The 16,950-nt window shown below is 66.1% G+C and carries 14 protein-coding genes; 11 read left to right on the forward strand and 3 right to left on the reverse strand.

Going from position 1 to position 16,950, the window contains the following annotated elements; genetic code table 11:
• On the reverse strand, positions 1-741 hold the full coding sequence (locus LDO14_RS04395) for a GntR family transcriptional regulator (protein WP_056389192.1): 741 nt from the start codon (positions 739-741) through the stop codon (positions 1-3).
• A 266-nt stretch (positions 742-1,007) separates the two neighbouring features.
• On the opposite strand from LDO14_RS04395, the gene LDO14_RS04400 reads away from it, so the two are divergent.
• The gene (locus LDO14_RS04400) at positions 1,008-2,141 is read left to right on the forward strand and encodes an LOG family protein (protein WP_134165621.1); all 1,134 of its coding nucleotides are present in this window, start codon (positions 1,008-1,010) and stop codon (positions 2,139-2,141) included.
• 3 nt (positions 2,142-2,144) lie between these two features.
• Here LDO14_RS04400 and LDO14_RS04405 read toward each other — a convergent pair whose 3' ends face one another.
• A complete protein-coding gene (locus LDO14_RS04405) occupies positions 2,145-3,305 on the reverse strand; it encodes a VIT1/CCC1 transporter family protein (protein WP_018769598.1) in 1,161 nt (386 codons plus the stop codon).
• Positions 3,306-3,571: 266 nt separating this feature from the next.
• Between LDO14_RS04405 and LDO14_RS04410 the strand changes: the two genes are divergently transcribed.
• Positions 3,572-3,793, forward strand: coding sequence for a hypothetical protein (locus LDO14_RS04410; RefSeq protein WP_018769599.1), 222 nt, complete (start codon positions 3,572-3,574; stop codon positions 3,791-3,793).
• Positions 3,794-3,884: 91 nt separating this feature from the next.
• Here LDO14_RS04410 and LDO14_RS04415 read toward each other — a convergent pair whose 3' ends face one another.
• Positions 3,885-5,405, reverse strand: a complete 1,521-nt coding sequence (locus LDO14_RS04415) for a sodium:solute symporter (protein ID WP_018769600.1) — start codon at positions 5,403-5,405, stop codon at positions 3,885-3,887.
• A 258-nt stretch (positions 5,406-5,663) separates the two neighbouring features.
• On the opposite strand from LDO14_RS04415, the gene LDO14_RS04420 reads away from it, so the two are divergent.
• From LDO14_RS04420 to LDO14_RS04460, 9 genes are all read left to right on the forward strand, one after another.
• Positions 5,664-6,239, forward strand: coding sequence for a cupin domain-containing protein (locus LDO14_RS04420; RefSeq protein ID WP_223993938.1), 576 nt, complete (start codon positions 5,664-5,666; stop codon positions 6,237-6,239).
• Positions 6,240-6,352: 113 nt separating this feature from the next.
• A complete protein-coding gene (speB, locus tag LDO14_RS04425; protein ID WP_018769602.1) occupies positions 6,353-7,417 on the forward strand; it encodes an agmatinase in 1,065 nt (354 codons plus the stop codon).
• A gap of 4 nt (positions 7,418-7,421) precedes the next feature.
• Positions 7,422-9,110 carry a thiamine pyrophosphate-binding protein gene (locus LDO14_RS04430; RefSeq protein WP_144601266.1) on the forward strand — a complete coding sequence of 563 codons (1,689 nt, stop codon included), beginning with the start codon at positions 7,422-7,424 and terminating at the stop codon, positions 9,108-9,110.
• Positions 9,111-9,265: 155 nt separating this feature from the next.
• The gene (locus LDO14_RS04435) at positions 9,266-9,760 is read left to right on the forward strand and encodes a MarR family transcriptional regulator (protein WP_018769604.1); all 495 of its coding nucleotides are present in this window, start codon (positions 9,266-9,268) and stop codon (positions 9,758-9,760) included.
• Positions 9,753-11,981, forward strand: coding sequence for an MDR family MFS transporter (locus tag LDO14_RS04440; RefSeq protein ID WP_134165618.1), 2,229 nt, complete (start codon positions 9,753-9,755; stop codon positions 11,979-11,981). The genes LDO14_RS04435 and LDO14_RS04440 overlap by 8 nt, the downstream gene beginning before the upstream one ends.
• Before the next feature lie 233 nt (positions 11,982-12,214).
• Positions 12,215-13,948 carry an ABC transporter ATP-binding protein gene (locus LDO14_RS04445; RefSeq protein ID WP_223995117.1) on the forward strand — a complete coding sequence of 578 codons (1,734 nt, stop codon included), beginning with the start codon at positions 12,215-12,217 and terminating at the stop codon, positions 13,946-13,948.
• 41 nt (positions 13,949-13,989) lie between these two features.
• Positions 13,990-16,026: an ABC transporter ATP-binding protein gene (locus LDO14_RS04450; RefSeq protein WP_056389187.1), complete on the forward strand. Its 2,037-nt coding sequence runs from the start codon at positions 13,990-13,992 to the stop codon at positions 16,024-16,026.
• Positions 16,027-16,136: 110 nt separating this feature from the next.
• Entirely contained in the window at positions 16,137-16,553 is a 417-nt protein-coding gene (locus LDO14_RS04455) for a thioesterase family protein (protein WP_018769608.1), read from the forward strand.
• 98 nt (positions 16,554-16,651) lie between these two features.
• Positions 16,652-16,909 carry a membrane protein gene (locus tag LDO14_RS04460; RefSeq protein ID WP_026265820.1) on the forward strand — a complete coding sequence of 86 codons (258 nt, stop codon included), beginning with the start codon at positions 16,652-16,654 and terminating at the stop codon, positions 16,907-16,909.
• Positions 16,910-16,950 lie beyond the last annotated feature (41 nt).

Genomic DNA, 16,950 nt, shown 5'->3' on the forward strand with positions numbered 1-16,950 from the left:
TTATCGCTGTACGAGAGTCATTTCAAAACTGTAGGAATCGGCGCGGTACACGTGGTGGCCCGTTTCCACGCGCCGCCCGGTGTCGTCGACGGCAGTACGTTCCATGGTGACCAGCGCGGATCCCGGCGTCGTGTCCAGCATGGAGGCCTGGTAGTCGTTGGCATTGACGGCGCCGATGCGCTGGTTGGCCAGGCGGAAGTTGACCCCGCCGCGCCGGAGGATCGAATACAGGCCTTCAGCGGCGAGCATGGCCTCATCCATTTCCGCGATGTCGTCCCGAACCCAGTTCTCCATGAGGGCCAGCGGATTGCCGCCTACCTTCCGGAGCCGGGTGAAGTGATAGACCTTTGAGCCTGCCGGAAGCTGCAGTGTTGCCCGGGTGGCGTCGTCGGCTTCAACGTGGGAGAAGCTCAGGACTTCGGTGGTGGGTTTCTTGCCGTCGTTGGTGAGGTCGTCGTAAAGGCTGGAAAGCTCGAGCGGACGGCGCACCTGGCTGGAGACCACCTGGGTTCCCACGCCGCGTTTACGGACCAGGAGTCCGGAGCGGACCAGCTCGTCCATGGCCTTGCGCATGGTGGGCCGGGACAGGTTGAGCTGGGCGGCCAGGTCGATTTCGTTCTCCAGCCGGCTTCCGGGTTCCAGCACCCCGCTGTAGATGGCCGCTTCGATGCCCTGGACCACCTGGTGGTACAGGGGCACGGGAGAAGAGCGGTCGATGCTGAGTCCCAGATTGTTCGCCACGGTGCGTTCCCTCATGTTCATGTCTGCGCGTCCGCCCGACCGGCGCCTGCGCCAGTGGCGCACTGCCACCATATGTTCGCTTGATAGGACATACTCTTCTTCCACGATCGTAGCAGGCGCTACTCCCGGGTCAAGGGAGGCAGGCAGAAGCAGGCGGGGTGGCAGGCTTCCGGTCCCCGGGAGAATTTGAGAGGCAACAAGGTCCTGCCAGCGTTGCGTTGCGTGGCCTAGGCTGGCTCCATGATGTGGACTGGAAGGCGGCAGCCGTGAATTTTGCCGGAAGCCTTGGTCCCCGTCCCCGCAACCTCGAGGTCCAGGATCTGGCCAGCTTCGACCGCCTGGTGGCCGGCGGCGCAGTTAACCTGCATGGCTGGCACGCGCAGTCGCTGGACCTGCGGGGCCGGTCGGCCGCCCTGAAGAGCGTCACCGTCGAAGGTGCCATGTTCCTCGGCTGCCTGTTCGACGACGGCATGGAAGGCAACCTGCGCAGCCGCGGTGCACTGATTTTTCCCCGGCTGGAAGGCGTCCCCTTCGACCCCTACCGGGCATCGCTGTACTCCCCGGCTGAACTGTATGCCGGACTGGCATCGTCTCCCTACGAGGAACTGCCGGACGCCCGCATCTACCACTGGAGCATCCAGTCCGGCCAGCGGCGCCGCGTGGATGCGACCCTGGCCTCTGCCCTGCACGACCATGCCATCGGGGACGCGCTGGAAGAGCTGACGGGGTCGGCGGCCTGGACCCGCCGCTCCATCGTCGGGGTCATGGGCGGCCATGCAGCGCCGCGCGGCAGCCTGGAGTTCGCGGAGGCGGCACGGCTGGGCAGGCTCCTGGCCCTCCAGGGGTATTCGGTGGCTACCGGCGGCGGGCCCGGCGCCATGGAGGCGGCCAACCTGGGCGCTTACCTGAGCCAGGCGTCCGACGGCGACCTGGACGCAGCGCTAGGCACGCTTGCCGCGGTCCCCGGGTTCCGTCCCTCGGTGTCGGCGTGGGCACGCGCGGCGGCGGCCGTCGTCGAACGCCATCCGGGCGGGACTGCATCCCTGGGGATCCCCACCTGGTTCTACGGGCACGAACCGCCCAACTACTTTGCCACGCACATCGCCAAATACTTCGCCAACGCCATCCGGGAGGCCATCCTGCTGGAACTATGCCACGGCGGAATCGTCTTCCTGCCCGGAGCAGCCGGGACCGTCCAGGAGATCTTCCAGGACGCCTGCGAAAACTACTATGGCGCCCGCGAGAAAGTGGCGCCCATGGTGCTGGTGGGGCGGCGCCACTGGGAGCAGGAGTACCCGGCCTGGCCCATGCTGCGCAGCCTGGCCGCCGGGCGGCCCATGGCGGACTACATTCACCTGGTGGATACGGTGGATCAGGCCGTGGAGGTCCTCCGGGGCTGAGCCCTATCCGACCGCCGTGCCGAAGAGCAGGCCCAGCAGGTAGGTGATGCCGGCGGCGCCGAGGCCGATGGCGAGCTGGCGCAGGCCGCGGGTCAGCGGGGAGGTGCCGGACAGCAGGCCGACGGCGGCACCGGTGGCCAGCAGGGCGATGCCCACCAGCACCCCGGCCACCACCAATGCGGCGACCCCGGTCAGGCCGAACAGGAACGGCAGGATGGGCACGATGGCGCCGGAGGCAAAGAAGCAGAAGCTGGAAAGCGCCGCACCCCAGGCCGTCCCCACGGCCTCGTGCTGGTCCTCTTCCTCCGGCAGGTCCGGCTGCAGGGACAGGCTGGGGTCGCAGTCGCAGGACAGCAGCCCCATGCGCTCGGCCACCCGGTGTTCCGCCGCCTCGCGGGACATCCCGCGGGCCAGGTACACCAGGAGGAGTTCGTTGTGTTCAAGGTCCAGCTGGGGCGCGGCCGCCAGCGTGATCTGCGTGGGGCGGGTGGCCGCCAGCAGCTCGCGCTGGGAACGCACGGAGATGAATTCCCCGGCGCCCATGGACATGGCACCGGCCAGCAGCCCGGCGATGCCGCTCAGCAGCACCACGGTGCTGGCCACGCCGGACGCCGCCATGCCCATCACCAGGGAGAGGTTGCTGACCAGGCCGTCGTTCGCGCCGAAGACCGCTGCGCGGAACGTACCGGCCAGGCGGTTGCGGCCGCGCGTTGCCAGGCCCCGCACCACTTCCTCATGGATCTGCTCATCGGCGGCCATGGCCGGAGTGGCGTTGGGGTCCTTGGCGTAGGGGGAGCGGCCCTCGGCGCGCTGGGCGAGGGCCAGCACAAACACGGAGCCAAAGTGCCGGGCCAGGAACCCCAGGAAACGGCTCCGCGCCGAGGCCCTCTTTGGTTTGCCCGCGTGGTCTCCCAGCAGGGCCAGCCAGTGGGCCTCGTGCCGGCCTTCGGCCTCGGCCAGGGCCAGGAGGATGTCCCGTTCCTCCCCCTCGCGGTTCTGGGCGAGGTCCCGGTAGACGGCTGCTTCCGCGCGCTCGTCCGCCAGGTATTGGCGCCACCGTTTGATGTTCGACGGCGAGGGCTGGCTTTGCGGGGTGCCGGCGGCCTCCGGGTGCGGGGTCCGGGAATTGGACCCGACGTTGTTGGACTGGGCGTGCTGCGACACTGGTAACTCCTGGGCTGGAAAGGGCATGTTTATCGCGCCTTTGCCTTGCCAGCGTACTGCGTATTTCCGCGGTTTTTTGGCTGGCCAACCTCGCTGGGAACTTTCGGTATGCCTTAAAACCGGGGCCGATACCGCCCCCGTTGGCCACTCTTCCGGGCGCCGCCACGACTATTGACCCGTCCGCCCGGCGGGTGCTGTGATGAAGGTGTGGCGCATCCTGCGCCCTACCCTAAAGAGCACGTCAGGCGAATAACGGAGGTTGAATCATGAGCACCACCGGACAGCACCCGGACATGCCGCACCTGGACGCCGTGGAAGCGGACCCCGCCTACGATTACGCCGAGGATGCACCGGTAGACGATGCGGACGCGGAGGACGGGGTCCTTGATGAAGGGGAACCGGTGGTCCAGCCGCCACCGATAGTCATCGACGCCGAGGACCGCGAGGTCCCGCTGGATGACGACGAGCCCCGCGACACTGAGGGGTAGGGACCCAGGAGGGTAGGACTTACGACGGCGGCGCCTCCTTGCGCGTGAATGCGAAAGGAGGCGCCGCCGTCGTGCTTAATGCTTGGTCAGGTCAGCGGCCGGCGAGGACTTCCTCGGGCGCTTCTTCCGGCTCCTGGCCGGCAACACGAAGCTGCCAGGCCCGCATGACGGCGGGGTCCGTGGGGCGGGTGAGCAGCGAAGCCGTGATGTAGACAACCGCGGAGGCGATCAGGCCGTAGTAGATGGGCTCGTTGGCGTATATCCCGTCCAGCGGGGCCTTGGCGTTCACTTCCAGGATGATCATGGTGCCGAGGGTGATGACCGACCCGACAGCCATGGACGCGGCGGCAGCAACGCCGGTGCCTCGCTTCCACACCAGGCCGCCCAGGATGGCCACCAGCAGGCCGCCCACCAGGATGTCGTAGGCAATGGTCAGGGCCGCTACCACGTCCTTGGTGATGATGGCGATGACGATGGCCACAATGCCCAGCGCCAGGACCCAGATGCGGTTGGCCTTGACGTCGTGTTCCGGGTTTTCGGTGTCGCCGGTGTTGACGTCCTTGCCGAACCAGCCGGCAACGAACGGCAGGACGTCGGCACGGGCAACGGTGGCGGCGGCGATGAGGGCGCCGGACGCGGTGGACATCATGGCAGCCACGGCGGCGGCCAGGACCAGTCCGCCGATGCCGACGGGGAGCAGGTTCTGGGCCACCTCGGCGTAGACGTCGTCCTTCGCCGCGATCTTGACGTTGGCCAGGGCCACGTTGGCGGCCATGCCGATCAGCGCACCGGCCACGCCGTAGAGGATGCAGTAGATGCCTGCGGTGGCGCCGCCCCAACGGGCCACCCTTGGGGTCTTGGCGGTGAACACGCGCTGCCAGATGTCCTGGCCGATCAGCAGGCCCAGGGTGTAGACGACGAAGTAGGTGATGATCGTCTGGACGCCGATGCCGTCCATCTGGAAGAAGCTGGCATCCACGCGGCTGCGGATCCCGTCGAGGCCGCCCGCGGCGTTCAGGGTGAAGGGGAGCATGAGGAAGAAGATGCCCACCGTCTTGATCACGAACTGGACCTGGTCCGCAAGGGTGATGGACCACATGCCGCCGATGGTGGAGTACACCAGGACGATCGCGCCGCCGATGGCGATGGCCAGCGCCCGGTCCAGGTTGAACAGCACGACGAAGATGGTGGCATAGGCGCCGGTTGACGTGGCGCAGAGCATCAACGTGTACGCGAGCATGACGATGCCGGAGGCTTGGGTGGCCTTGCTCCCGTAGCGGAGGGTGAGCATCTGGGACACGGTGTAGATCTTCAGTTTCTGGATGGTCCCGGCGAAGAGAAGGCTCAGCAGCAGGACGCCGGCGCCAATGGCCACCACCAGCCACATGCCGGAGATGCCGAACTTGTAGCCAAGGCCCACGCCGCCCACCGTGGACGCCCCGCCGAGGACGACGGCGGCCATGGTCCCGGTGTACAGGAACGGTCCCAGGCGACGGCCGGCAACGAGGAAGTCGCTGTTGTTCCTGGTGCGGGATTTGCCCCACCAGCCGAAGGCCAGCATTGCGAGCAGATACACCACCACGATGGCGATGTTGATGGCACTTGCATCCATAGTTGGCTCCTTGGAGCTGTGGGCCGGGTGTGGTGCCGGGGGCGACGGCGCCCGGCACCGCCGCGGACGAACGGAGAGGGGTTCCTGGTATTGCCTTATAGGCAACAGGAGTTTCCAAAGACTAGAGTGTGACGGCTGCAACAGTCAAGGATCGGAACGCCGGTGCCGCTCCCGTGTGGCATGCGCGTGTCACAAAAGCGCCGCAGATTAGTATGGCTCGAGAGTGGAGCCGGACTGCCGGCCATGAAAGGTTCGTAGATGAAGGCACTGCCAGTTGAGCCCAGTAACGTCCCTGTTGCCATCGGCTCAAGGATCCGGGCCGCCCGGCAGTCCCAGCGGCTCACCATCGAGCAGGTTGCCGATGCCACCGGCCTGACAAAGGGTTTCCTCAGCAGGGTGGAGCGGGACCTGACCTCACCGTCGGTGGCCTCACTGGTGACGCTCTGCCAGGTCCTGTCCATTTCCATTGGCGACCTTTTTGCGGCACCCGAGACCCACTTGACCAAGCGGAACGACGGCCCCCGGATTTCGCTCGGCGGCCAGGGCATCGTGGAGCGGCTCCTGACGGCGCGCTCGGAGCGCAGGGTCCAGATCATCCAGGCCGTGATCGAGCCGCACGGCCGCGGCGAGTCCGAGCTCTATGCGGTGGACTGCGACGTGGATGTGCTGCATGTGATCAAGGGGTCCATCAAGCTGATCCTCACCAACGAGGAATACGACCTGAGCGCCGGCGACACCGTAACCTTTCCCGGCCGCGAACCCCATACCTGGGCCAACCCCACGGACAAGCCCGTAGAGGTGCTCTGGGTCCTGGTGCCCGCCGCCAGCCGCTGACTTGTCCTCGGGGTTCGGGGGCAGGTTTGGTAAACACCTGATGCTCTAAGGGAAACAGGAGTGTATGATTGCAGTCACACCTGTCCCTTACCTCCTCGAAGGAGAGGCCTCCATTGGAAGAGCTGCGCATTGAAGCCAACGGCAACCTTGGCCCTATCGATTCATCCCGGATTCCCCGCTATGCCGGAGCTGCCACCTATGCCCGTCTTCCCCGCCTGGACCAGGTGGCCAAGGCTGACGTGACCGTGGTGGGGGTGCCGTTCGATTCAGGTGTTTCCTACCGCCCCGGGGCCCGTTTCGGCGCCAACCATGTCCGCGAGGCCAGCCGGCTGCTGCGTCCCTACAATCCCGCCTGGGATGTCAGCCCGTTCGAGAACATCCAGGTGGCCGACGCCGGCGACATGGCCGTCAACCCGTTCCACATCAACGAAGCCATCGAAACCATCCAGCAGAACGCGCTGGACCTCACCGCCGCCGGGAGCAAGCTGTTGACCCTGGGCGGGGACCACACCATCGCGCTGCCGCTGCTGCGGGCCGCTGCCGAGCGCGCCGGCGGGCCCATTGCCATGCTCCACTTCGATGCCCACCTGGACACCTGGGACACCTACTTCGGCGCCGAATACACCCATGGCACGCCCTTCCGCCGCGCGGTGGAGGAAGGCATCCTGGACACTGAAGCCATCAGCCACATCGGCACCCGCGGCCCGCTCTACGGCAAGAAGGATCTCGACGACGACCACCGCTTTGGGTTTGGCATTGTCACTTCAGCGGACGTCTACTATCAGGGCGTGCTGGAAACCGTCGCCAAGGTCCGCGACCGGATCGGCAACCGCCCGCTCTACATCTCGGTGGACATTGACGTCCTGGATCCGGCACACGCACCGGGCACCGGCACGCCGGAAGCAGGCGGCATCACTAGCCGCGAACTCCTGGAGATCATCCGCGGCTTCCGCGGCATGAACCTGGTGGGGGCCGACGTCGTTGAAGTAGCGCCCGCCTACGACCATGCCGAAATTACCGGTGTTGCCGCCAGCCACGTGGCGTACGAACTGGTGACCCTCATGGCGGACAATGCCGTTCCCGGGAGCCGCTTCGGAGCCGAAACGGGCTACCAGGCGCAGGCCCTGGGCCAGGAGGCCCGCCGTCCCGCCGGCTTCGCCGCGGCCACCAAGGAGTAGGGCGGTGACCGAACTGGCGGCACCCGCCCCCGCGGAGGGAAGGGGTGCCCGCAATGGCGGGGACCTCGTCGTCGAGACCCTCGAAGCGTTGGGTGCCAAGACGGTGTTCGGCATCCCGGGGCAGCATGCCCTGGGACTGTTCGACGCGATGGGACGCGGCAACCTGCACTTCGTCTCCTCCCGGATCGAGAACAACAGCGCCTTTGCCGCGGACGGCTACTCCCGCGCCACCGGGGAAGTGGGCGTGCTGTTCCTGTCCACCGGCCCCGGCGCGCTGACGTCCCTGGCCGGCCTACAGGAGGCTTACGCCACGGGTGTGCCCATGGTGGTGGTGGCCAGCCAGATTCCCCTGGAGGGGCTGGGTGCCCGGCGCAAGGGCATGCTGCACCAGCTTGATGACCAGAAGGCGTCGGCGGCGAACGTAACCAAGAGCCAGCGCCTGATCCAGCATGCCTCGGGCATCCCGTCCGCCATCCAGGACGCCTGGACCGAGGCCATCTCCTCACCGCAGGGCCCGGTCTGGCTGGAGATTCCGCAAAACGTGCTGCTGGATCCCATCATGGTGCCTCCAGTGGAGGATGCCTTGGCGGAGGCAGCGGACAACCCGCCGCGGATCGAACTGGTGCGGGAGGCCGTGAAGTGGCTGGAAGCAGCCAGGCGCCCGGCAATCATTGCAGGAGGCGGCACCCGCCGCGGCAAGGCGGAGAAGTCCCTGCTGTCCATCGCGGAGAAACTCCGCGCTCCCGTGATTTGCACGCCGGGCGGCAATGGCGCGTTCCCCTGGAACCACGAGTTGTCCCTCCAGGCCTGGATCGAGGACCGCTACATGACCGACGTCCTGGAGGACGCCGACGTCCTGGTGGTGATCGGCTCCTCGCTGGGCGAGGTGACGTCCAACTACTTCACGTTCGAACCACGCGGGCGGATCATCCAGATCGACGCCGAACCGCGGGTGCTGGAATCCAACCGGCCTGGCCTTGGCATCCGTGCCGACGCCGGGCAGGCGCTCGCAGCTCTTGATGAAGCACTGCAGCCCGGCAGGGCCGCGGCCCCGGACTGGCATGGCGCCACGCCGGAGTCGCTGGTGCAGGAATCGCTCGCCAAGGTCCGTGCCCGGCTGGAATCCCAGGACCTGGGCAAGGAACTGAAGTTCATGGCCGACATCCGCGAGGCCGTGCCGGCGGACATGCAGACCTTCTGGGACATGACCATCGCCGCCTACTGGGGCTGGTCCTGCTGGGACGCGCGGCAGGGGCAGTTCCACTCAGCCCAGGGCGCCGGCGGCCTGGGCTTCGCGTTTCCCGGCGCCATTGGAGCGGCCGTGGGATTGGAAACCCAGGGGAGGCCGGGCCGGGTACTCGCCGTGTCCGGCGATGGCTCCTCGATGTATTCCATCGCCGAACTGGCTACGGCGAAACAGCACAACGTGCCGGTCACCTGGCTGATCGTGGACGACGGCGGCTACGGCATCCTGCGTGAATACATGGTGGGTGCCTTCGGCAAGGCAACCGCTACCGAACTGGCCCGCCCGGACTTCGTCAGGCTTGCCGAGTCCTTCGGCATTCCCGCCACCCGGGTTGCCCCGGAGGATGTGGGGGACGCGCTGAAGGCGGGCTTCGCCGGGGACGGGCCCAACGTCGTCGTGGTTGAGACGCTTTTGAAGATGTTCGGGCCCACCCACCTGGGCGACTGATGTAGCCAATAACGCTCACACGCTCCCTCACTTCTGCCACAACGGCTGAAGTGGGGGAGCGTGTGTGTTTAAGCGCCAGCGGCAACAACTTCGTTTCCCTAAGCAACCTTTTCCTGATACAGTTGCTTGCAGCAACTAATTCTTTAGGGAGGATCATGTCTGTCGCACCGGCCACTGCAGCCGACCTCGTCAGCAACATCTATGACCTCCAGCGCGCATTGCGCTGCGTCACCATGATCAACATCAAGGGCCAGGACACGGGCATCGCCCTCCAGGGCGTGCTCAAGTTCATCGGCGAAGGGGAGACCCGTGCCGCGCACCTGGCTGAGCGGCTGGGGGTCAGCCCTCCGGTGCTGAGCCGGCATGTGGCGGAGCTGGCGGACGCGGGCCTGGTGGTCCGCACCCCGGATCCGGACGACGGCCGGGCCCAGCTGTTGGCACTCTCCCCGCGCGGCAAGGAAAAGCTTGCGGAGTTGGTGCGGCACCGGGCGGAGACCCTGCAGGCCTACCTCGCCGACTGGAACGAGGACGACGCCGTGGCAACAGCCGCGATGCTGAGCAAGCTCACCACATCCCTGAAGAATTCCATCCGGGCAAGGGCGGCCGGAACCACCATTGAACACGAAACGCAGGAGTCCATTAATGGCTAACGTCACCGCCGCCGCGGACCAGGAACAGGAGCGCCAGCGCCAACGCAGCGCCAAACAGGAGTCGCGGCAATCCAAGCGCCACGAACCCGGCGCACCCATGAACCACCGGCAGATCATGGAGGCCCTGACCGGTCTCCTCGCTGCCTTCTTTACCGCAATCCTCAGCAGCACCATCGTGGCCAACGCGCTGCCCACCATCATGTCCGAGCTCAAGGGCACCCAGACCGACTTCGCGTGGGTCATCACAGCCGCGCTGCTGGCCAACGCAGCAACCACCCCCATCTGGGGCAAGCTCGCCGACCTCTTCGACAAAAAGGTCCTGGTCCAGCTCAGCATCGTGATTTTCGTGGCCGGCTCGGTGATGGCAGGCTTCTCCGAAAACATCCCGTTCCTGCTCACCGCCCGCGTGATCCAGGGCATCGCCATGGGTGGGCTGACTGCCCTGGCCCAGGCGATCATCGGCTCCATCATTCCGCCGCGTGAACGCGGCAAGTACTCCGGCTACATGGGTGCCGTCATGGCCGTCGGTACCGCCGGCGGACCGCTGCTGGGCGGCTTCATCGTGGACAGCTCGCTTGGCTGGCGCTGGACGTTCTTCGTCTGCGTGCCGCTCGCCGTCGTCGCCCTGATCCTGCTCCAGGTCACGCTCAAGGTTCCGCACATCAAGCGCCCGGCCAAGATCGACTGGCTCGGTGCCATCCTGCTCACCTCCGGCGTCAGCCTGCTCCTGGTCTGGGTCTCCTTCGCAGGCAAAGCCGACTATTACGACTGGTGGTCCTGGCAGACCGCGGTAATGGTGGGCGGCGGCGTCCTCCTGCTCGCACTGCTGGTCCTGGTTGAATCCAAGGTCTCGCAGCCGATCATCCCGCTGAAGATCATCTCCGAACGCACCACCGCGCTGGCCATCGTGGCATCCGTTGCCGTGGGCGTGGCCATGTTCGGCTCCTCCACCTTCCTGGGCCAGTACTACCAGGTGGCCCGCGGCGCCACGCCCACCGAGGCGGGCCTGCTGACCCTGCCCATGATCGCCGGCAACCTGGTCGGTTCCGTCCTGTCCGGCCAGCTGATCAGCCGCTACGGCAAGTGGAAGCGCTTCCTGATCGGCGGCACCGTCCTGCTGATCGGCGGCCTGGCGCTAGCCGGAACCATGGACCACACCACCGAACTCTGGCTGACCGGCCTTTATACCGGCATCTTCGGCATCGGCCTGGGCATGCTGATGCAGAACCTGGTCCTCGCCGTGCAGAACACGGTCCAGGCCAAGGACATCGGTTCCGCGAGTGCCTCCGTCGCGTTCTTCCGCTCGGTGGGCGGCGCCATCGGCGTGTCCGTCCTGGGCGCCGTCATGGCCAACCACGTCAAGGACCTGGCCACCGATGGACTGTCGAAGCTGGGCATCCAGGCTTCCGGCAACAGCGGCGCCAGCATGGACCTCAAGGACCTGCCCGCACCGGTCGCGGACATCATGCGGGCGGCCTACGGTGACGCGACTGCCGGCATCTTCATGATTTCCGCGGTCGTGAGCGCGGTTGCCCTCATCGCCGTGATCTTCATCAAGGAGGTGCCGCTGCGCAGGACCGTGGACATCACCCCCGAGGCCACACTGCAGGCCAACGCCGCCGGCGAAGCCGGAATGACCGCCATGACCGGCCAGCTGCCCGTGGTCCCGCCGGCCGGGAACGCCCCCGGGAACGGACTGCCCGCAAGGAGTGCCACACCTGCAGGGCTGGGTTCAGCGCCGGCCAAGATGTACGACGGCGGTGCTGCCGCTGCTGCCGCGGCGTCCGGGCGGGTGGCCACGGAGGACTTCGAGGAAGTCTTCGCCAGGAGCTTCCGTTCCGAAGGGCTGGACCTGCGCTCTGCCGACACGATGGACAAGGCTGCCGACGCGGTGGCCAGCGCCGCCGCCACCCTGCAGAAACTGCAGGACACCCAGCACCTGCTGGCCCGCCAGCAGGCGGAACTGGGCGGCCTGGTGCTGGACATCCAGGAACAGCTGCGCTCCCAGCAGGACGTGGCGGCCAGGCAGGCGGCCACCGCGGCAGAGCTCAGCAGGATGCAGCGCAAGCTCCTGAAGGAGCGAAAGATCCAGGCAGCGGCCGCGCTGTACCTGGCAGGGCGCGGGAAGCACAGTGCCGCAGCGCCTGACGCACCGTCAGCCGATGCCCTGTCAGCCGATGCCCTGTCAGCCGAGGCTCCGTCCGCCGGGGCCGGCTCCTAGCAGCGCCTGGCAGGCCATCGACAGCAGGGCGCGGCCCCCCGCACCGGCAACACCAACGCCGCAGCCCGCACCGGGAAGACACTTCCCGGTGCGGGCTGCGGCTTCTACTGCGGACTGCGGGGAATGCCGCTGCCCATGGTGCCCCCGTAGACTGGCCCTCCACCAGTGGCTCCGGCCGGAAAACCTGCTTCCAAGGGGACCCAATGTCGGTGGGCATCACTAGAGTTGAGTCCATGCTCCTCACCCTTATACGGCGCTACTCCAAACCGTATTTGCCGTACATCCTGGCTGTCCTCGTTTTCCAGCTCGCGTCCACCATTGCCGCCCTGTATCTGCCCAGCCTGAATGCGCAGATCATTGACGAAGGGGTGGCCCGCGGAGACACCGATTTCATCTGGCGCACCGGTGCAGTGATGCTCCTGGTGGCCTTCGCCCAGATAGCTGCGGCCATTGCCGGCGTCTACTTCGGCTCCAGGACGGCCATGGCGGTGGGCCGCGACCTGCGCCGCGCGGTGTTCCGCAAAGTCACCAGCTTCTCCGCCAAGGACGTCAACGCGTTCGGCGCTCCCACGCTCATCACCCGCGGCACCAACGATGTCCAGCAGGTGCAGATGCTCCTGCTGATGGCGCTGAACTTCATGGTCGCCACCCCCATCATGTGCATCGGCGGCATCATCATGGCGCTGCGTGAGGACATCAACCTCTCCTGGCTGGTGTGGGTGTCCGTCCCGCTGCTGGCCGTGGTGGTGGGGTACCTGGTGGTCCGCCTCATGCCGCTGTTCCGCTCCATGCAGCGGAAGATCGACCGGATCAACGCCGTCCTGCGCGAACAGATCATCGGTATCCGCGTGGTCCGGGCCTTCGTCCGCGAACCGTATGAGACGGACCGGTTCGGTGGCGCCAATAAGGAACTCACGGACGTCTCCCTCCGCATCGGCGCCCTGTTCGTCCTGATGTTCCCGGCCATCAGCATGATCCTGCATCTGTCCACTGCCGCTGTGCTGTGGTTTGGCGGGCAGCGGGTGGACGCCGGTGCCATGCAGGTGGGTTCGCTGACCGCATTCCTGCAGTACCTGCTGCAGATCCTGATGGCCGTCATGATGGGCACGTTCATGGCCATGATGATCCCGCGCGCCTCAGTCTGTGCTGACCGCATCGGCGAGGTGCTCGGCGTCGAACCTTCCATCCACGACCCCGAGCGTCCCGAAGCCCCGGCCTCCCTGCAAGGCGTGGTTGAGTACCGCAACGTCACGTTTGCCTACCCGGGAGCCGAGTCCCCGGTGCTTAGCAACATCAGCTTCACTGCACGCCCCGGCCAGACCATCGCCATCATTGGGTCAACCGGTGCCGGCAAAACGTCCCTCCTTTCCCTCCTGCCGCGGTTGTACGACGCCGCAGAAGGCCAGGTGCTGCTTGACGGCGTCCCGGTGGACAGGCTGGACCGCGCGGAGATCACCAAACGCGTCGCCCTGGTGCCGCAGCGTCCCTACCTGTTCTCCGGCACCATCGGGCACAACCTCCGGTTCGGCAAGACCGAGGCGACCGACCAGGAACTGTGGGATGCGCTCCGGACAGCCCAGGGTGAATCATTTGTCCGGGAAAAGAAGAACGGACTCGATTCCCGGATCTCGCAGGGCGGCACCAACGTCTCCGGCGGCCAGCGCCAGCGCCTGTGCATCGCCCGCGCGCTGGTGACCAAACCGCGCGTCTACCTGTTTGACGACTCCTTCTCCGCCCTGGACGTTGCCACCGACGCCCGGCTCCGTGCCGCCCTCAAACGCACCACCTCGGACGCCACGGTGATCATCGTGGCCCAGCGGATCTCCACCATTACCGAGGCTGACCAGATCCTGGTCCTGGACAACGGGCGGATCGTTGACCGTGGAACCCATGAGGAACTGTTGGAAACCTCACCCACCTACCAGGAAATCGTTGAATCCCAGCTGAGTGTGGAGGAAGTGGCATGAGCCCGCGCAAGAAGGACTCCAGTCCCGTGGAAGAGACGCCAATGTCCGTCCAGCCGCCCGCGGGGGAGGCACAACCGGGCGCAGGGCAGCCGGAGGATGACGACTACGTCGAAGAGGAGTTCCAGCCCACCGAAGCCGACGGCGGCATGTTCGGTGCCATGCCGGCCAAGAAAGCCGAGCATTTCTGGCCGTCTGCCAAACGTCTCATGGGGCTGCTGAAGCCCGAAGCGCTGGGCATCTATGCCGTGGTGGGCCTGGTGGTCATCTCCGTGGTCCTCAACGTCATCGCCCCCAAGATCCTGGGCCAGGCCATGGACGTGATCTTCGCCGGGGTGGTTGGCAAACAACTTCCCGCCGGGGCCAGCAAGGAGCAGTTCGTTGCCGGCCTCCGGCAGCAGGGGCAGGACAACTTTGCGGACATGGTGGCCCGCATGGAACTTGTGCCCGGCACCGGCATCAACTTCGACAAGCTCACCATGCTCATCGCCATCGTGCTGCTCATGTACTTCGTGGCGAACATCTTCATGTGGCTGCAGGGGTACGTGCTGAACCGGATCGTCATGAAGGTCATCCGGCGGCTGCGTGATGACACCGAGGCCAAGCTGAACCGGCTTCCCCTGAACTACTTCGACACCCGGCAGCGCGGCGACGTGCTGTCCCGGGTGACCAACGACGTCGACAACATCCAGCAGGCACTCCAGCAGGCCTTCGCCCAACTGGTCAATTCCGTGCTGAGCGTGGTGGGCATCGTGATCATGATGTTTATCGTCTCCTGGCAGCTGGCCCTGATTGCCCTGATCGCGCTTCCGCTGTCCGGGGTGGCCGCTGGCCTGATCGGAGTCCGGAGCCAGAAGCTCTTTGCTGCCCAGTGGAAGAACACCGGGTCATTGAACGGCCAGATCGAGGAGTCCTTTTCCGGGCACGACCTGGTCCGCGTCTTCGGCCGCGATGCGGACATGCTGGCCCGGTTCGAGGAACGCAACGAGGCCCTTTACAAGGCAAGCTTTGGGGCGCAGTTCGTGTCCGGAATCATCTTCCCCGTCATGCAGTTCGTCTCCTACTTGAGCTACGTGGGCATCGCAGTGGTGGGCGGCCTGCGGGTGGCATCCGGCGCCATGTCCCTGGGTGATGCCACCGCGTTCATCCAGTACTCCCGTGAGTTCACCCAGCCCCTGGGCCAGATGGCGGGCATGGCCAACATGCTGCAGTCCGGCGTGGCATCCTCCGAGCGCGTCTTCGAATTCCTGGACGCCGACGAACAGGACGCCGAGACCGCCACCGAACACCTGCCGCCGAAGACCGACGGGCATGTGGACTTCCGGAACGTTACCTTCAGCTACACCCCGGACAAGCCGCTCATCGAGAACCTGTCCTTCACGGCAGAGCCCGGCAACACAGTGGCGATTGTGGGGCCCACGGGCGCCGGCAAGACCACGCTGGTGAACCTGGTTATGCGGTTCTACGAGCTCAACGCCGGCTCCATCATGCTCGACGGCGTGGACATTACGCACCTCAGCCGCTCCGAGCTGCGCTCCAAAGTGGGTATGGTCCTCCAGGACGCGTGGCTGTTCGGCGGCTCCATCTACGACAACATCCGCTACGGCAACCTCAACGCCACGCACGAGCAGGTGATGGCCGCCGCGAAGGCCACCTTCGTGGACCGCTTCGTGCGGGCCCTGCCCGAGGGCTACAACACCGTGATTGACGAGGAGGGCAACAACGTCAGCGCCGGCGAGAAACAGCTCATCACCATCGCCCGTGCTTTCGTGGCGAACCCCTCGCTGCTGATCCTGGACGAGGCCACCAGTTCCGTGGACACCCGCACCGAACTCCTGGTGCAGAAGGCCATGGCCGCGTTGCGCTCGGACCGCACGAGCTTCGTCATCGCCCACCGGCTCTCCACCATCCGCGATGCCGATACCATCCTGGTCATGGAAAACGGACAAATCGTGGAACAGGGCAACCACCAGGTGCTGCTCGACGCCCGGGGCGCCTACCACCGCCTCTACATGTCACAGTTCGCGGGTGCAGATGCCGGAGAAGTACCGGTGGACGATTCGACGGCGGTGCGCAGCTGAGCGCCCAGCAGGCCGAGGCAGCCCAGCGGCTGCAGCGGCAGGAAGACGGACGGGAGGCCGCGGAAGGGGCCGGGCCGGACGGCGGTAAGCGCATTGAGGTCCTGGTGCCGATGCGCTGGGGAGACATGGACGCCTACGGCCATATCAACAATGTCCAGATCGTCAGGATGCTGGAGGAGGCGAGGATCGCCGCCTTCGGGCCGCCCCGGGGCGCGGGTCTGCCCGGTGTGGAGCCGCCGGTATCGCTGTTCAACGACGTTCCGGCCGGAACCATGGCGCTGGTAGTGGATCACAAGATCCGCTACGTCCGGACGCTGGAGTACCGCAACATTCCGGCGGTGGTGCAGCTCTGGATCGGCGCCGTCAAGGGAGCCAGCTTCGATATCCACTACCTGCTCCAGGACCCCGTCACCCGCGAGGACTGCGTGAAGGCGAGCAGCCACCTGGCGTTCGTGGACGAAACGACCGGCCGGGTGCAGAGACTCAGCCAGGAACAAAAGGAACGGATGGCCCCCTACAGGCAGTAAGCCTCTGGACAGGGCCGGTCTGGACACACTGGACTGGAACAACCAGCGAACGGTGAAAGGAAGCCCCGATGGCTAAAAACAAGATGGCTAAAAACAAGATGGCAAAGAACAAGACCCATGGCCGCCGGAACAAGAAGACATGGAAGGAAATGTCCCCATCCGGCAGGGCGGGCATCATCCTTACCGCGATCATGCAGGTGTCCCTGCTGGTTGCCGCCCAACGGGACATCTCGCGCAGGCCCGCCGAGCTGATTAACGGCCCAAAGGCTGTTTGGCGGGCGGCCTCGTTCATCAATTTCATCGGCCCCATGGGGTACTTCGTCTTCGGCAGGAAGCGGCCCGCCACCGGCATTTAGCCCGGCATGGCGGATGGGCGGCCGGACGGTTTGGAGCGGCC

The sequence above is a fragment of the Arthrobacter sp. NicSoilB11 genome (assembly GCF_019977375.1).
Lineage (GTDB): Bacteria > Actinomycetota > Actinomycetes > Actinomycetales > Micrococcaceae > Arthrobacter.

Excerpts from the sequence above, each read along its gene's own strand:
- LDO14_RS04460 (WP_026265820.1), top strand. The coding sequence starts at position 16,652 with ATGGCAAAGAACAAGACCCATGGCCGCCGGAACAAGAAGACATGGAAG.
- LDO14_RS04420 (WP_223993938.1), top strand. The coding sequence starts at position 5,664 with ATGAAGGCACTGCCAGTTGAGCCCAGTAACGTCCCTGTTGCCATCGGC.
- LDO14_RS04435 (WP_018769604.1), top strand. The coding sequence starts at position 9,266 with ATGTCTGTCGCACCGGCCACTGCAGCCGACCTCGTCAGCAACATCTAT.
- LDO14_RS04455 (WP_018769608.1), top strand. The coding sequence starts at position 16,137 with ATGCGCTGGGGAGACATGGACGCCTACGGCCATATCAACAATGTCCAG.
- LDO14_RS04450 (WP_056389187.1), top strand. The coding sequence starts at position 13,990 with ATGTCCGTCCAGCCGCCCGCGGGGGAGGCACAACCGGGCGCAGGGCAG.
- LDO14_RS04445 (WP_223995117.1), top strand. The coding sequence starts at position 12,215 with ATGCTCCTCACCCTTATACGGCGCTACTCCAAACCGTATTTGCCGTAC.
- LDO14_RS04415 (WP_018769600.1), bottom strand. The coding sequence starts at position 5,405 with ATGGATGCAAGTGCCATCAACATCGCCATCGTGGTGGTGTATCTGCTC.
- LDO14_RS04440 (WP_134165618.1), top strand. The coding sequence starts at position 9,753 with ATGGCTAACGTCACCGCCGCCGCGGACCAGGAACAGGAGCGCCAGCGC.
- LDO14_RS04410 (WP_018769599.1), top strand. The coding sequence starts at position 3,572 with ATGAGCACCACCGGACAGCACCCGGACATGCCGCACCTGGACGCCGTG.